Annotated in this window: 14 protein-coding genes; 2 read left to right on the forward strand and 12 right to left on the reverse strand. The window is 62.2% G+C overall.

The window, feature by feature from the left end; all coding sequences use genetic code 11:
• Nucleotide 1: 1 nt before the first annotated feature.
• From lpxA to AAF555_02795, 8 genes are all read right to left on the reverse strand, one after another.
• The gene (lpxA, locus tag AAF555_02760; protein ID MEM6910480.1) at nucleotides 2-790 is read right to left on the reverse strand and encodes an acyl-ACP--UDP-N-acetylglucosamine O-acyltransferase; all 789 of its coding nucleotides are present in this window, start codon (nucleotides 788-790) and stop codon (nucleotides 2-4) included.
• Nucleotides 787-1,482: a DNA repair protein RadC gene (radC, locus tag AAF555_02765; GenBank protein MEM6910481.1), complete on the reverse strand. Its 696-nt coding sequence runs from the start codon at nucleotides 1,480-1,482 to the stop codon at nucleotides 787-789. Before radC ends, lpxA begins: the two co-directional genes overlap by 4 nt.
• 74 nt (nucleotides 1,483-1,556) lie before the next feature.
• The gene (locus AAF555_02770; GenBank protein MEM6910482.1) at nucleotides 1,557-4,031 is read right to left on the reverse strand and encodes a ligase-associated DNA damage response DEXH box helicase; all 2,475 of its coding nucleotides are present in this window, start codon (nucleotides 4,029-4,031) and stop codon (nucleotides 1,557-1,559) included.
• Nucleotides 4,032-4,222: 191 nt separating this feature from the next.
• Entirely contained in the window at nucleotides 4,223-4,789 is a 567-nt protein-coding gene (locus tag AAF555_02775) for a methylated-DNA--[protein]-cysteine S-methyltransferase (protein MEM6910483.1), read from the reverse strand.
• Nucleotides 4,790-4,813: 24 nt separating this feature from the next.
• Entirely contained in the window at nucleotides 4,814-5,956 is a 1,143-nt protein-coding gene (locus tag AAF555_02780) for a citrate synthase (GenBank protein MEM6910484.1), read from the reverse strand.
• Nucleotides 5,957-5,994: 38 nt separating this feature from the next.
• Nucleotides 5,995-6,891, reverse strand: coding sequence for a succinate--CoA ligase subunit alpha (gene sucD / locus AAF555_02785; protein MEM6910485.1), 897 nt, complete (start codon nucleotides 6,889-6,891; stop codon nucleotides 5,995-5,997).
• A 31-nt stretch (nucleotides 6,892-6,922) separates the two neighbouring features.
• Complete coding sequence (gene sucC, locus AAF555_02790) at nucleotides 6,923-8,107, reverse strand: ADP-forming succinate--CoA ligase subunit beta (GenBank protein ID MEM6910486.1); 1,185 nt, start codon at nucleotides 8,105-8,107, stop codon at nucleotides 6,923-6,925.
• A gap of 27 nt (nucleotides 8,108-8,134) precedes the next feature.
• A complete protein-coding gene (locus AAF555_02795; GenBank protein MEM6910487.1) occupies nucleotides 8,135-8,938 on the reverse strand; it encodes an RNA pseudouridine synthase in 804 nt (267 codons plus the stop codon).
• Nucleotides 8,939-8,955: 17 nt separating this feature from the next.
• Between AAF555_02795 and AAF555_02800 the strand changes: the two genes are divergently transcribed.
• Nucleotides 8,956-9,663: an ABC transporter ATP-binding protein gene (locus AAF555_02800; protein MEM6910488.1), complete on the forward strand. Its 708-nt coding sequence runs from the start codon at nucleotides 8,956-8,958 to the stop codon at nucleotides 9,661-9,663.
• Here the strand turns inward: AAF555_02800 and truA are convergent.
• The 3 genes from truA to AAF555_02815 are packed head-to-tail and all read right to left on the reverse strand — an operon-like array spanning nucleotide 9,638 to nucleotide 12,011.
• Nucleotides 9,638-10,438 (reverse strand): tRNA pseudouridine(38-40) synthase TruA, encoded by an 801-nt coding sequence (truA, locus tag AAF555_02805; GenBank protein MEM6910489.1) that lies wholly within the window; start codon nucleotides 10,436-10,438, stop codon nucleotides 9,638-9,640. The two genes, AAF555_02800 and truA, sit on opposite strands and share 26 nt — an antisense overlap.
• Before the next feature lie 52 nt (nucleotides 10,439-10,490).
• Complete coding sequence (ruvX, locus tag AAF555_02810) at nucleotides 10,491-10,913, reverse strand: Holliday junction resolvase RuvX (protein ID MEM6910490.1); 423 nt, start codon at nucleotides 10,911-10,913, stop codon at nucleotides 10,491-10,493.
• Nucleotides 10,914-10,934: 21 nt separating this feature from the next.
• The gene (locus tag AAF555_02815) at nucleotides 10,935-12,011 is read right to left on the reverse strand and encodes a mannose-1-phosphate guanylyltransferase (GenBank protein MEM6910491.1); all 1,077 of its coding nucleotides are present in this window, start codon (nucleotides 12,009-12,011) and stop codon (nucleotides 10,935-10,937) included.
• A 152-nt stretch (nucleotides 12,012-12,163) separates the two neighbouring features.
• Between AAF555_02815 and AAF555_02820 the strand changes: the two genes are divergently transcribed.
• A complete protein-coding gene (locus tag AAF555_02820; protein ID MEM6910492.1) occupies nucleotides 12,164-12,487 on the forward strand; it encodes a hypothetical protein in 324 nt (107 codons plus the stop codon).
• 5 nt (nucleotides 12,488-12,492) lie between these two features.
• Here AAF555_02820 and epsC read toward each other — a convergent pair whose 3' ends face one another.
• Nucleotides 12,493-13,359, reverse strand: coding sequence for a serine O-acetyltransferase EpsC (gene epsC, locus AAF555_02825; protein ID MEM6910493.1), 867 nt, complete (start codon nucleotides 13,357-13,359; stop codon nucleotides 12,493-12,495).
• Between the last annotated feature and the right edge of the window lie 65 nt (nucleotides 13,360-13,424).

Here is a 13,424-nt window from a genome sequence, read left to right on the forward strand (position 1 = left end):
CTCAATCAGCGGCCAATCGAGTGAGCACTCCTTTTTTGGAGTCTGCCTGAAGGAACTGGACGAAGGCCTCCGCCGCCTCCCCCCAGGTGCCCTCGGCGATGGCCGCCTGGGCTTGGGGAAAGTTCAATCCCCTGCGGTAGAGGAGCCGGAAGAGCTCCTTGATTTCCTTCCGCTCGGCCGCCGAAAAACCGCCTCGCCGCAAGCCCACCACGTTGATCCCCGCCACCTGATTGACCCCGGCGGTCATGAGGTAGGGAGGGACGTCTTGGGAGTGGCCCGCCATGCCTTGGGCCATGACGAAAGAGCCGATGCGGATTTGCTGGTGGAAGACGGCTCCGCCTCCGAAGAAACAGTGATCGGCCACCGTGACATGCCCTCCCAGGAGCACGGCGTTGGCCAGGATGTTGCCGTTTCCTAGATGGCAGTCATGCCCGACGTGCGCGTTGGCCATGAGAAAATTGTCATCCCCCAGCGAGGTGACTCCCTCCGTGGAAGCGCTGCGATGGATGGTGACGTATTCGCGAAAGGTATTGCCCTTTCCGATGGTGAGGGAGCTGGGCTGGCTGGGATCGAAGCTCAAGTCCTGGGGAGGCTCTCCCAGGACGGCCCCCACGCCGACGGTGTTGTTTTCTCCCAGGTGCGTGTCCCCCAAAATGGTAGCCCGTGGGCCGATCCGAGTCCCCTCGCCAATCCGCACCCCGGCCCCGACCAGGGCAAAGGGACCCACTTCCACGTCCTGACCCAGTTCGGCAGTGGGATCGACCAGGGCAGTGGGGTGAATGTGACTCATAACAGGCCTTCTTCTTGGAAGCTGTAGTAAGGCTCGCGGCCGGGCGAAGGCAAGCCAATGATGAGGTGGTCCAAGAAGCGGACTTGCATGAGCTCGGCCGCTTCTGCCACTCGTTTGGTCACGGCGCGATCCGCCTGGCTGGGCGTGGGATCGCCCGAGGGATGATTGTGGACGAGAACAAAACCGTAGCCGGAATGGGCGATGACAGGGCGAAGAATCTCCCGCGGATGGGCGATGCTCTCATTCACGGAGCCGCGGGTGATTTCGATGGCTCGCTGGGGACAAAGCCGCACGTCCAGGAGGATGACGCGGAGCGATTCCACCGGCAACTGCTGAAGCTCCAAGCCGAGGTAACGATAGACGGCCTTGGGGTGATTAAGAGGTTCTTCCCGGAGCCGCTCCCGAGCCAGGCGGACAGCCAGCTCGAGCGCGGCTTTCAACTGGCAGACCTTGGCCCGACCCAAGCCGGAGACGTTGGCGAGTTCCTGGAACTCGGCCCGGGCGATCCCATCGAGCCCACCAAACTCGCTCAGGAGAAAGCGGGAGAGCGCCACCACATCCCGCTGGACGGTGCCGGTGCGCAAAAGAATGGCCAATAACTCCGCATCCCCCAAGGCGTGGGGACCGCGAGCCGCGAGCTTTTCCCGGGGTTGCTCCTGCTCGGGGAGGTCCCGGATGCGTGCTACCTTCATGAGGGGAGAGTTTAGAACAACTGTTCATTTGGTCAATTCCTAAGAGGGGAGAGGGTTTCGCCTCGGGGAGAAGATCAGGAGAGCACTTCTGGAGATTCGACTTTTCCGCGGCTGGCTTCCTGGGTGAGGTCGGCCAGCATGTTTTCCAGTCGGGTGGTGGCGTCTTCGGTGCTGAGGTGGGTGTGGAGCTGCTGGGCCCAGAGGGGGAAGGCCAAGGGGGTCAGGCGGGGACAGTAGAGGAGGTCGATTTCAATGGTTTCCAGCCGCTCGAGGGTGGCTTTGAGTCGCGTGAGATCGAGCTGGCGTTCGAGGATTTCCCGACGGGCTTGGCCTAGGAGGCGGTTTTCCGGATCATACTGGGCGAAGACCTCATAGAGAAGGCCGCTGCTGGCTTGGAGAGAGCGATTGCTTTTGGGTTGGCCCGGGAAGCCTTGGAGCACGAGACCGGCCACGCGGGAGATTTCCCGGAAGTGGTGTTTGGCCAGTTCGGCGGTGTTGAGGCAGGCCAGCAAGTCATCCAATAGATTTGCCGGAACAAGCGCTTGCCGCCAACTTTCTCGATCGAGAAAGAGACCCTGACGTGCCCGTAGCTCGAAGCCGTAGTCGTTCACTGAGATGCTAATGGAGGCGGGGTTTTCGCGGGCGAGACGGAAGGCCACCAGGTTGCCCAAGCCTTCGTGGGCCAGGCGGCCCGCGAAGGGATAGAGAAAGGCGTGTTGTCCCTCCCGGGTTTCGGTCAGTTCGATGAGGAGGCGTTCGCGCGAGGGGAGGTGGGACCAACTCTGCTGGAGATCGAGGATGGGGCGGACCTTGCTCAGCTCAATGGGGTCGTCGGGAGAGGCGGGCTGCGCCAAGCGCTCGGCCACGGCCAAGGCCAGTTCACTCGAGAGGGGGGCTTTCCCGCCTTGCCAAGAGGGGATCTGGCCCTTTTTGGGTTGGCTGGCTGGTTTGACGGTCGCCACCAAGTCTCGAAAACGCACCAGTTCCAAGCGCTTGCCAGAGAAGGCGAATTGGCCTCCGGGCTTGATGCCACTGATGAACCATTCTTCGACCGTGCCCAGCCGCTGCCCGTTGGCGTAGCGGACCGAGATGGCGGTATCACTCGTGATGGTGCCGATGGTCATGCGGTGGGTCTGGGCCAGCTGCCGGTCGGTGACCCGGTGGAGTCCCTCTAGCTCCACGACCTTGCGGTAGTGCGGGTAGGCGCCGAGGGCGCGCCCACCGGTGGTGACAAAGCGCAGCGCCCATTCCCAGTCCGCCTCGCTCAGCTCGGCGAAGGCGTGGCTGGAGAGGACTTCTTTCTGCATGGCGGCGGGCTCGAAGCCCCCTCCGAGAGCGCAGGTGACCAGGTGTTGCACCAGGACATCCAGGCTGTTTCGCAAGGGGGTGCGAGGTTCCACTTGGCCGATTTCGAGGGAGTCCCGCGCGGCAGCGAATTCCACCAGCTCAAAGGCATTCGTAGGCACGCCGAGAATCCGGCTCACTTGGCCGGGCGCATGGCCCGAGCGACCCGCCCGCTGGAGGAGCCGTGCGATGCCCTTGGGAGAGCCAATTTGCACCACTTGATCCACGGGGGAGAAGTCCACCCCGAGGTCGAGGGACGAGGTGCAGACCACCGCCAGGAGGTCTCCTTGCTTGAGGCCTTCTTCGGCTAGCTGGCGAGCCTTGCGATCAATGGAGCCGTGATGGAGAGCTATGCGGCCGGCCAGTTCCGGCTGGAAGTCGAGGAGGGCTTGGAACCAGATTTCACTTTGGCTGCGGGTGTTGGTGAAGAGAAGGGTGGAGTGAGCGGCATGGAGTCGTTTCACGACCTGGGGCAGCATGCGGATGCCCAAGTGCCCGGACCAGGGGAAGCGCTCGATTTCCTCTGGGAGGAGGGTTTCGATTTCGATCTTTTTGAAAGCCCGTCCTTGGAGGGTGCGGGCCCGCTGGGCGAGCTCGCTTCCGAGGAGAGCCTCGCGGGCTTCGTCCAAGTTTCCCAGCGTGGCGGACAATCCCCAGGTTCTCAGCTCGGGCAGCCAAGCGCGAAGCCGCGCCAGGTTGAGCTCCGTTTGCACGCCCCGTTTGGTGCCCATGAGTTCATGCCATTCATCGACGATGACACAGCGCAGATGCCGAAAGCGCTGCCGGGTTTCAGGGTAAGTCAAAAAGAGCGCCAAGGATTCCGGGGTCGTGACCAAGCAGCTAGGCAAGCGTTGCTTGAGCTTTTTGCGCTGGGTGGCGGAGGTGTCCCCGGTGCGGGTGGCCACGGTCCAGGGAAGGTCGAGGTCGAGGAGAGGTCGCTCCAAGCTCTGGGCGGTATCGCTCGCGAGGGCGCGCAGCGGTGTCAGCCAAAGAATGGTGAGAGGCGCGACCGAAGGCGCTGGCCCGGAGGGCGTGTGGGCCAGAAGGGGAGCCAGGAAGGCAGCCAGGGTTTTCCCTTGGCCGGTGGGCGCGTGAAGAAGACCGCTTTCTCCTGCGGCGTAGGCTTGCCAAAGGTCTTTTTGAAAGTCAAAGGGCTGCCAGCCTTGCTGGGCGAACCATTGGTCAATCCTTTCCCGAATGCGCATCGACTAGCATAATACCAACCGACCGGATAAACAGGTAGAACGATAGTGTAGAAGGGGTTTAGGAAAGGCGCTGACGCGCAGAGGAGGGAGGGCCGGTGCCTTTCGGGTCAGTCCGGCGTTGCTCCTCGGTTGTGGTGCCGGCACCACGCCCTCGTCGTGCCTTGGTCTGACCCGAAATTCACGCGGCCGTTCTACCACTTTATCCGGCAGCTTGGTATTACGCCTCCGCCCCCCTCATTTTGCTGCTGGCTCGAAGGAGGCGCGGGGGTGGGGGATCCGACGCGCCGCCGGTCTCTGCTTTCCCAGGCCAGAAGGGCTCGTTTCCGCTCGACTCCCCAGCGATAGCCTCCCAGACCGCCCGAGCTCGGAAGCACCCGGTGGCAGGGGATCACGAGGGCGAGTGGGTTGGCTCCCACCGCTTGGCCGACAGCGCGCGCGCTGCCAGGCTGGCCTATTTGGCGGGCGATTTGGCTGTAGCTCCGAGTGCTGCCACTGGGAATCGTTTGCAGGGCGGTCCAAACCTTCTTTTGGAAGGCGGTGCCCAAGGGTTCCAAGCGAAGGGGGAGGGAGGGGCCGCGGAGAATTTTGGCGGCCATCTTTTCTGCCCAGCAGTCGTCCTTTTGCCAGCTTGCCTCGGGGTAGAGTTGGTCCAGCCGCTCGGTTTGGGTGGCCATCGCAAAAAAGACGACTGAGAGAGACTCTTCGGTTCCGGCCAGCAGGAGGGGTCCGAAGGGGCTGGAGGCGATTCCGCGCTTCATGAGGGCTTCGGCCGACTCCCTGGGCTAGCTGGAGCGGTCTTCCAAGGCCTTGAAGGTGGTTTCTTCGGGCCAGCGACCGGAGTATTTGCTGAGCGGGCGAAAGAGTTTGTTATCCGCGTACTGCTCCAGCACATGCGCGGTCCAGCCAGACATGCGCGCGATGGCGAAGAGCGGGGTGAAGAGGTCGGTCGGGATGCCCAGGCTGTAGTAGACGGTGGCGCTGTAGAAGTCGACGTTGGCGTTCAGGCCTTTGCGGTCTTTCATGAGTTCAGCGATCCGCTCGGACATTTTGATCCATTTGGCCTCTCCCAGTTCATTCGAGAGGCGGACGGCCATTTCCTTGAGGTGAGGCGCGCGCGGGTCGAGCACTTTGTAGACCCGGTGACCGATACCCATGATTTTCTTTTTCTGCGCGAGGGCATCTTCGACATAGCCATCGACGTGCTCCAGCTCACCGATTTCCTGGAGCATTTTGATGACGCCTTCGTTGGCCCCGCCATGGAGAGGGCCTTTCAGGGCACCGATGGCAGCGGAGACGGCAGAGTAGACATCGCTCAAAGTGGAGGCCACCACGCGGGCCGTGAAGGTGGATGCGTTGAAGCCGTGTTCCGCATGGAGAACGTAGGCCAAATCCAGCGTCTTGACGGCTTCTGGACCCGGTTCCTCCCCGGTCATGAGATAGAGGAAGTGCGCTGCTTCGCCTAGGTCTTTGCGAACGGGGGGTAAGTCCAGCCGTTGGCGCGCGCGGTGGAAGTAAGCCGCGATGACTCCGATCTGCGCGACCAATTTGATGGCGATTTGCTGGTTTTCCGGGGTGTCGAGCAAGGGGCGGACGGTGTCGACACAGCCCAACATGCTGATGGCGGTCCGCATGACGTCGATCGGCTTGGCCGACTTGGGGGCGCTGTGCAGGAAATCGATGACGAACTGGGGCAGTTCCCGTTCGGCGGCCAGGGCGGTCTTGAGTTGTTCCAATTCGCTTTTTCCGGGGAGGCGATTGTGCCAGAGCAGGTAGATGACTTCCTCGTAACAGACGCGACCGGCTAAGTCATTGATGTTGAAGCCGGAGTAGATGAGTTTGCCGTCTTGGCCGATGACTTCTCCGATGCGGGTTTCAGCTGCGATGATGCCTTCGAGGCCGCGGGCGATGGTGGGGGTGGCGGACATGAGTGAATGGGGGTGGCTCGAATAGGAGCGGGGATGACTTAGGAGGACAAAAGGGAGACGAGGGTGGAGGCCATGTCAGCGGGACTCTCTGCAACCGCTATGCCAGCTTCGGCGAGTGCGGCTTTCTTGGCTTCCGCGGTGCCTTGGCCTCCCGAGATGATGGCCCCGGCGTGGCCCATGCGGCGGCCGGGGGGGGCGGTCGCGCCGGCGATGAAGGCCGCCACAGGTTTGCTGCCGTGTTCGCGATACCAAGCGGCCGCCTCTTCTTCGGCGCTGCCGCCGATTTCTCCAATCATGATGACAGCCTCGGTCTCGGGATCGGCTTCGAACATGGCGAGCACTTCTTGATGGGAGGTGCCATTGATGGGGTCGCCTCCGATGCCGACGCAGGTGCTCTGGCCGTAGCCGAGCTGGGTCAGTTGGAAGACGGCTTCATAGGTCAAGGTGCCGGAGCGCGAAACGACGCCGATGGAGCCTCGCTTGTGAATGTAGCCGGGGGCGATCCCGATGCGGCAGCCACCGTGAGATTGCGGGCCGGTGCCGGGCGTCACGAGCCCTGGGCAGTTCGGGCCAATCAGGCGAGTGGGGGTGCCTTTCATGGCCTCGCGCACTTTCATCATATCGACCACCGGAATGCCTTCTGTGATCGCGATCACGAGGTCGAGCCCTGCATCCACCGATTCCAGAATGGCGTCGGCCGCGAAGGGCGGGGGGACGAAGATGGCGGAGACGGTGGCCCCGGTTTCGGCGGCCGCTTCACAGACGGTGTCGAAGATGGGGACTTGGTCCTCGAAGAGCTGGCCGCCCTTGCCCGGGGTGACCCCAGCCACCACTTGGGTGCCGTAGTCGAGACTAAGCTTGGCGTGGCGACCGCCAAAGCTGCCGGTGATGCCCTGCACGAGGACGCGAGTGGATTCGTTGACTAAAATGGACATGGGAAAAAGAAGGGGGCCGGGGAGGGGGGCGCTAGGGAGAAACGGCGGCCACAATTTTTTTGGCGGCGTCCGTGAGGTCGCTCGCGGTGATGAGGGCCACGCCACTCTCGGCGAGCGTTTCTTTCCCCTTTTCGACGTTGTTGCCCTCGAGACGGACGACCAAGGGGATGCGGAGATCGACTTCTTGGGCGGCCGCGACCACGCCTTCGGCGATGACATTGCAGTCCATGATGCCGCCGAAGATGTTGATGAGGATGCCTTTCACTTTGGGGTCCGCCAGGATGATTTTGAAGGCGTTTTCGACTTGTTCCTGGCTGGCGCCTCCGCCGACGTCGAGGAAGTTGGCTGGGTTGCCTCCGTGGAATTTGATGATGTCCATGGTGGCCATGGCGAGGCCGGCGCCATTGACGAGGCAGGCGATGCTGCCGTCGAGACCGATGTAGTTCAGGTCATACTTGGAAGCTTCCACCTCGCGGGGGTCTTCCTCACTGGGGTCCCGCAGGGCGGCGATTTCGGGATGGCGGTAGAGCGCGTTGTCATCGAAGTCGAACTTGGCATCGAGAGCGAGGATGCGGCCATCGGGCGTGCGGACGAGGGGGTTGATTTCCACCATGGAGCAATCGCATTCCAAAAAGAGCCGGAAGAGATTTTTGAGCAGCTTGGCGAATTGCTTGCCCTCTTCTTTCCCGAAGCGGAGGGCGGCCGCGATCTTGCGGATCTCGTAGGCTTGCAGCCCGAGCAGGGGGTGGACCGACTGATGAATGATTTTCTCCGGGGTCGTTTCGGCCACCTCTTCGATGTTCACCCCGCCTTCGGTCGAGGCCACGATCATGGGGCTTCGGGTTTCGCGGTCCATGAGGATGGCGAGGTAGTATTCGTGAGCGATCTCGACCGACTCCGCCACCATGACCTGATTGACCAAACGGCCTTCCTCTCCGGTTTGGTGGGTGACGAGGGTTTCGCCCAGCATCTTCCCGGCGATTTCGGCCGCCTTTTCGGCGGAATCGACTAGGTGAACCCCGCCTTGGAAACCGTTCTTGAAGGTGCCTTTTCCCCGTCCTCCGGCGTGGACTTGGGCCTTGACCACGAGATCGCTCGTGCCGAGGGCGGAGGCGGCTTTTTGGGCTTCCTCGGGGTGGTGGGCCACTTGTCCGTTAGGGGAGGGAACGCCGAATTTCTCGAAGAGTTCTTTGGCTTGATACTCGTGAATGTTCATGGGGGGAGAGCCGGAAAGCGGCCAAGTTTAGGGAGCGGCCGATTGCCCGTCAAGAGAGCAATCGGGCAATCGTTCCGGCTGCCACCATCTTTCCAAATCCTTGGGCCAGAGGGCCTCCCAGCGGTGCTTCCTCCAATGAAGTCGCCAGGCGTGGAGGGCATGGCGAGGGTGATGAAGCCGCTTGGCCAAGTCGCTGGTCCACCCCTTTTCAATGAAGTCCAGGTAGCAGGTTTCATCTGGACCATAGATTTTGTCTCCCAGCAGCGGATGCCCCAAGTCGCTCAAGTGGACCCGGATCTGATGCATCCGGCCGGTCTCGGGGAGGGCCTGGATGGCGGCCAGCGGTCCGATGGGGGAGTTCCAGCGCTCGAGGACCCGAAAGGTAGTCTGACAAGCTCTCCCTCCCGGCGCGACGACTTGCTTCACGTAGATTTGGAAAGGTCCCACTTCATGCTGGGGACGGAGCGGCCCTCGGTGGCAATGCTCTTCCCAGGTGGGCCAGCCGTGGACGAGGGCGAGGTAGTGTTTTTGGAATTCACGGCGCTCCATCGCGAGGGCGAGTTCGCGGGCTGCCTGGCGGGTTTTCGCGACCAGGACCACGCCGCTCGTTTCCCGGTCCAGTCGGTTGATGAGGGAGATTTGCCCGCCGTTGGCGAGATCGTAGACGAGCAGTTCCTGCAAGCCGTCCCAGAGTGTGGGGGGATCGCCCGGTTTGCTGGGGTGAACTTGCAGGTGGGGTGGCTTGGCGACCGCCATCCACTGGGAGCTTTCTTCGATCACTTGGAAGTCGGGATCGAAGAATTTGCCAGTGGAAGACAATTCGCGAGGCACGGGCGTATATCGATGACGTGATCCAAGCCCGCAAGCTCACACGCCGTTACCGCAGCGCTCCAGGGGAACAACCCTTGACGGCACTCGATCACGTTTCCCTCGAAATCCAGCGCGGGGCTTTCGTGGCGGTTCGCGGTGCCAGTGGCAGTGGGAAAAGCACTTTGATGCACCTTTTAGGAGGCTTGGACACCGCGAGTGATGGCGAATTGGTGGTGGATGGGGTGCCTTTGCACAAGGCTTCTGAAAAGGAGCTGACGCGCTTTCGCCGCGAGCGGGTGGGGTTCATTTTCCAGTTTTTCAATCTGCTCCCAGGGATGAGTGTGACCGAGAATGTGGGGCTGCCGCTACGATTAGCCGGGGTCTCCGCCGGTCAGAGCGACCGGAAGGCGGAGGCCGTTTTGGAGAGAGTGGGGCTGAGCGAGCGGCGCCGCCACCGCCTGCATCAACTGAGTGGGGGCGAGATCCAGCGGGCGGCCGTGGCCCGAGCCTTGGTGCACGAGCCGCGGTTGCTTTTGGCGGACGAGCCGACTGGCAATTTGGATAGCGACAATGCCGAGCGGGTCCTGGCTCTTTTTCAGGAGCTGCACGCGGCCGGGGACCTGACGGTGGTTTTCGTGACTCACAGCCGGGATATTGCGGAGCGGGCGGAGCGCGAAATCCGCATGAAGGACGGGCGCTTGGCGGCTCCGACGGAGTCGCTCAGTAGGTCACCCGCAGGAGTGTGAGACCGTCGGCCGGGGCGCAGAAAGGACTCTTTTTGAGGGGCCTATCTCGAGGTTGATCTAGTAGAGCTCCAAATTCGGCCACGTCCATTTGGCCCTCGGCCGTGCGGAGCAGGGCGCCGACGATGAGCCGGACCATGCGGTAGAGAAAGCCATCCCCCGTGATGTCGAAAAAGAGCCCCTCATCGCCGATGAGCCAACGGGCTGAACTGATGGTTCGTTCATTCTGGCCGCTGCCATGGGCGGCGTCACTGCCATCGCTTCGGTTGGCCGCGAAGGCGGAGAAGTCATGTCGGCCCAAAAGAAGATCGCTCGTGGCCAGAAGGGTCGAGAGCTCGGGCATCTCTCGCAGGTGCCAGGCCATGCCGGCCAACTGCGGCGGGAGCACGTGGCCTACATAGAGTCGGTAGCGGTAGGTCTTGGCTTGCGCGCTGAAACGGGCGTGGAAATCGGGGCCACGTCGCTCGGCGTCCATGATCCGAATGGTGCGGGGAAGATGACTGTTGAGCGCGGCCAGCCAATTTTTTGGTTGCAAGCGACTGTCACTCGGTGCGTCGAAATGGATGGTTTGGCCGAGCGCGTGGACGCCGCTGTCCGTCCGGCCCGAGGCGTGCACGCGCAGGCGCTGGCCGGCCACGGCTTCCAGGGCGCGTTCGAGGTGGTCTTGGATGGTGTGACCGGAGGGTTGGCTCTGCCAGCCTTGGTAAGGGCGGCCATCGTAGGCAACCGTCAGCCGGATCCGTTGGCTAAGCGAGTTGGGTTGCAGGTCTTCGGGCATGGAAGGGGTGAGAGTGAGCAGGTCGAGCCAATCGCTGGGCTGCCCTGGCAGGCTAGGGCTGCTGGAGGTAGTCCTCGAGGATTTCAACGGCGGCTGCTTGATCGATGTGCTCATTTTGCTGGTGACTTCGTTTTCCGGCGGAGCGCATCTTTTCCGAGGCCGCGAGAGTGGTGAAACTTTCGTCGACGTAGAGCAGGGCGATCCCTTTCAGCCTCCGACGAAGGGCCTCCCCAAATCTTCGAACCTTTTTTGCGGCGGGGCCCTCCTGGCCGTCCCGCAGAAGGGGGAGCCCCAGGACAATGATGGAGATGGAGCGCTCGCTCACGATCTCTTGGATGCGAGCCATGGCATCGGTCGAGCGGCGATGGATGGTCTCGAGCGGATGAGCTAGCAGTCCGAGGCCATCGGTGATGGCGAGACCCAGGCGGGCCTCCCCGTGGTCGATCCCTAGGACGTTGGCTTTTTCCGGATTCAGGAGGGCGGGAGGGGAGGCGGATCAGCGGAGTTCTTGGGGGAGCTGCTCCACGATTTTTTTGATGCCGTCCGCCTTGCTCTTGTGCGCCACGAGCACGGCATCGCCGGTGTTGACCACAATGAGGTCCTGCACTCCCAGGAGAGCGATGGTTTGGCTCTCGGCGTTGAAGACGATGTTGTCGCCCGAGTCGATTTGTTTGAGCGGCTGATTGGTGGCGTTGCCGTCCTGGTCCGGGAGATATTTCCCGACCGAGAGCCAGGAGCCGACGTCATCCCAGTCGAAGGTGGCTTCCAAATTCAGGACGTGGTCCGCCTTTTCCATGAGGGCGTAGTCGATGGAGATGGGTGTGAGCTGGCCAAATTGGCGATCGATGGTGGCGAGGACCTCCTGTGCTTGTTGGATCTCTCCCACAAAGTCTGCCAGCTCACTGGAGTGAAGACGGAGCTGGTGCACCACGCTCTTGACCGACCAAATGAACATCCCCGCGTTCCAGCTGAAGTTTCCCTGTTCCAGGAAAGACTCGGCCAGGGCCGGGTCGGGTTTTTCTCGGAAGCGTTTCACTTCAAAGGCCGGTGTGCTGTGTTCTATCCCGGAAAGGGCGGCCGGCTTTTCCCGTTCGACATACCCGTAGCTGGGGCAGGCCCAGGTCGGCTTGATCCCAATGGTGACGAGAGAATCGGAGCCTTCTGCGATCGAGAGGGCATCGCCCAAGACGGTCTGAAAGGAAGCCACGTCTTGGATCAACTGATCGGAGGGCAGCACCATCATGGTGGCCTGCGGGTTGCGGGCCGCGACCAGGCCGATCCCGAGGGCGATGGCCGGAGCCGTGTCCCGCTTGGCTGGCTCGGCCACGATGTTTTCGGCCGGGATCTGGGAGGCGATTTGGCGGACGGCTGCCTCCTGCAGGGCATTGGTTAGGATGAAGATGTTTTCCAAGGGAACCAGCCCTTCGAGGCGTTGGATTGTCTGCTCCAGGAGGGTTTCCTCCCCGAAGAGCCGGAGGAGCTGTTTGGGGCTGGCGTCGCGGCTCAGGGGCCAGAAGCGAGTCCCGCTTCCGCCCGCCAGGATGAGGGCATAGGTGTTTTCGGAGCTGGGCATGGGCCTCATAAAAACTGCGGGGGCCAGCTTGTCCAAGCAAAATCCCCGTCTCTCGACCCTCCTTTAGCCAGGCAGGTGAGCCACTTGGTGGCAGGTCTTCCTCAAGATTTCCCGCTGGTTCTTTGCCTTCTCCCACGTATAGTGTTCACCAGATGAATTTGTCCCGCTCGTCCCGTCCCGATGCTTCCGAATTGGTCGCCTACACGGTGACTCCTGCCACCCTCAGCTGCGCCCTCGGCGTGGTGGTGGGTTCGTCGCTTACCAAGAAAACCGCCCGCGGCGTGGCGGCCGGCCTGCTCCTGGCCGGGGTCGGGGCTCTCGCTCCGGTGGCGGTGCGTTACGTGCAGCGTCGTCTCAAGATGGGACCCGGTAAGGAGTCGCAAGCGCTTTCGGGGATTCGGGCAGCGGGAGGCAGTCTGCCCGAGGAGATGGAGGTCTACGACCAGCAGGCGGCCGAGAAGGTGTTTGCCAAGTAGAGAGGCTAGCTCGTGGTGGAGCGCTTGCGCTTGACGAACTGGCGTTGGCTTTCTTCTTGGTCGATGGCCACGATGGAGTCGGGCGGCACGCTTTCCATGAGGAAGACGCTCGCTCCGATGGTGCTGCCGCGGCCGATGACGGTCTCTCCGCCGAGGATGGTGGCGTTGGCGTAGATGGTGACGTCGTCCTCCACGTTGGGGTGACGCTTGATGCCTTTGACCAAGCGGCCCTCGGTGTCTTTTTTGAAGCTGAGTGCGCCGAGGGTCACTCCTTGGTAGAGCTTGACCCAGTCGCCGATGACGGTGGTTTCGCCAATGACCACGCCCGTGCCATGGTCGATGAAAAAGTGCTTCCCGATGGTGGCTCCTGGATGAATGTCGATACCAGTCCGGCTGTGGGCCCACTCGGTCATAATGCGCGGGATGAGAGGGACGCCTTCCTGGTAGAGGACGTGCGCGAAGCGCTGGATGGCGATGGTTTCGATGGCGGGGTAAGCGAAGATGATTTCAGCCAGGTTCGGAGCGGCGGGATCGCCCTCGTAGGCTGCTTCGACGTCCCATTGGAGCGCTTGCCGCAGCTCGGGAAAGCGGCGGTCCATCGCGGCCAGGACCTGGTTGGCTTTCTCGGAGGCGACGCCCAGCTCGTGCCCCGCAGCGCAGAAGGCCTTGGGGAGTTCTTCGGACAAAATGGACATCCATTCGGTCAGCTCTTCGGCGGTCATCCCAAAATACCCTTGAAAGACCGCTTCCAGCAGTTGGTCACAGAATTCGTGAACGGCGCGGCGGGAGGGGCGCGTTCCGCATGGTCGCGAGAGGTCCCAAAGCTCATGGGCCTTGCTGGCTCTTTCGGAAGATGGGTCGGGTGTGGGCATGGGTGAGAGGAGAGCGGCAGGCCGAATGTGTCGCGGAGGAAGCAAGAAAACGCAAATTTCCTGCT

The sequence above is a fragment of the Verrucomicrobiota bacterium genome, assembly GCA_039027815.1.
Lineage (GTDB): Bacteria > Verrucomicrobiota > Verrucomicrobiia > Verrucomicrobiales > JBCCJK01 > JBCCJK01.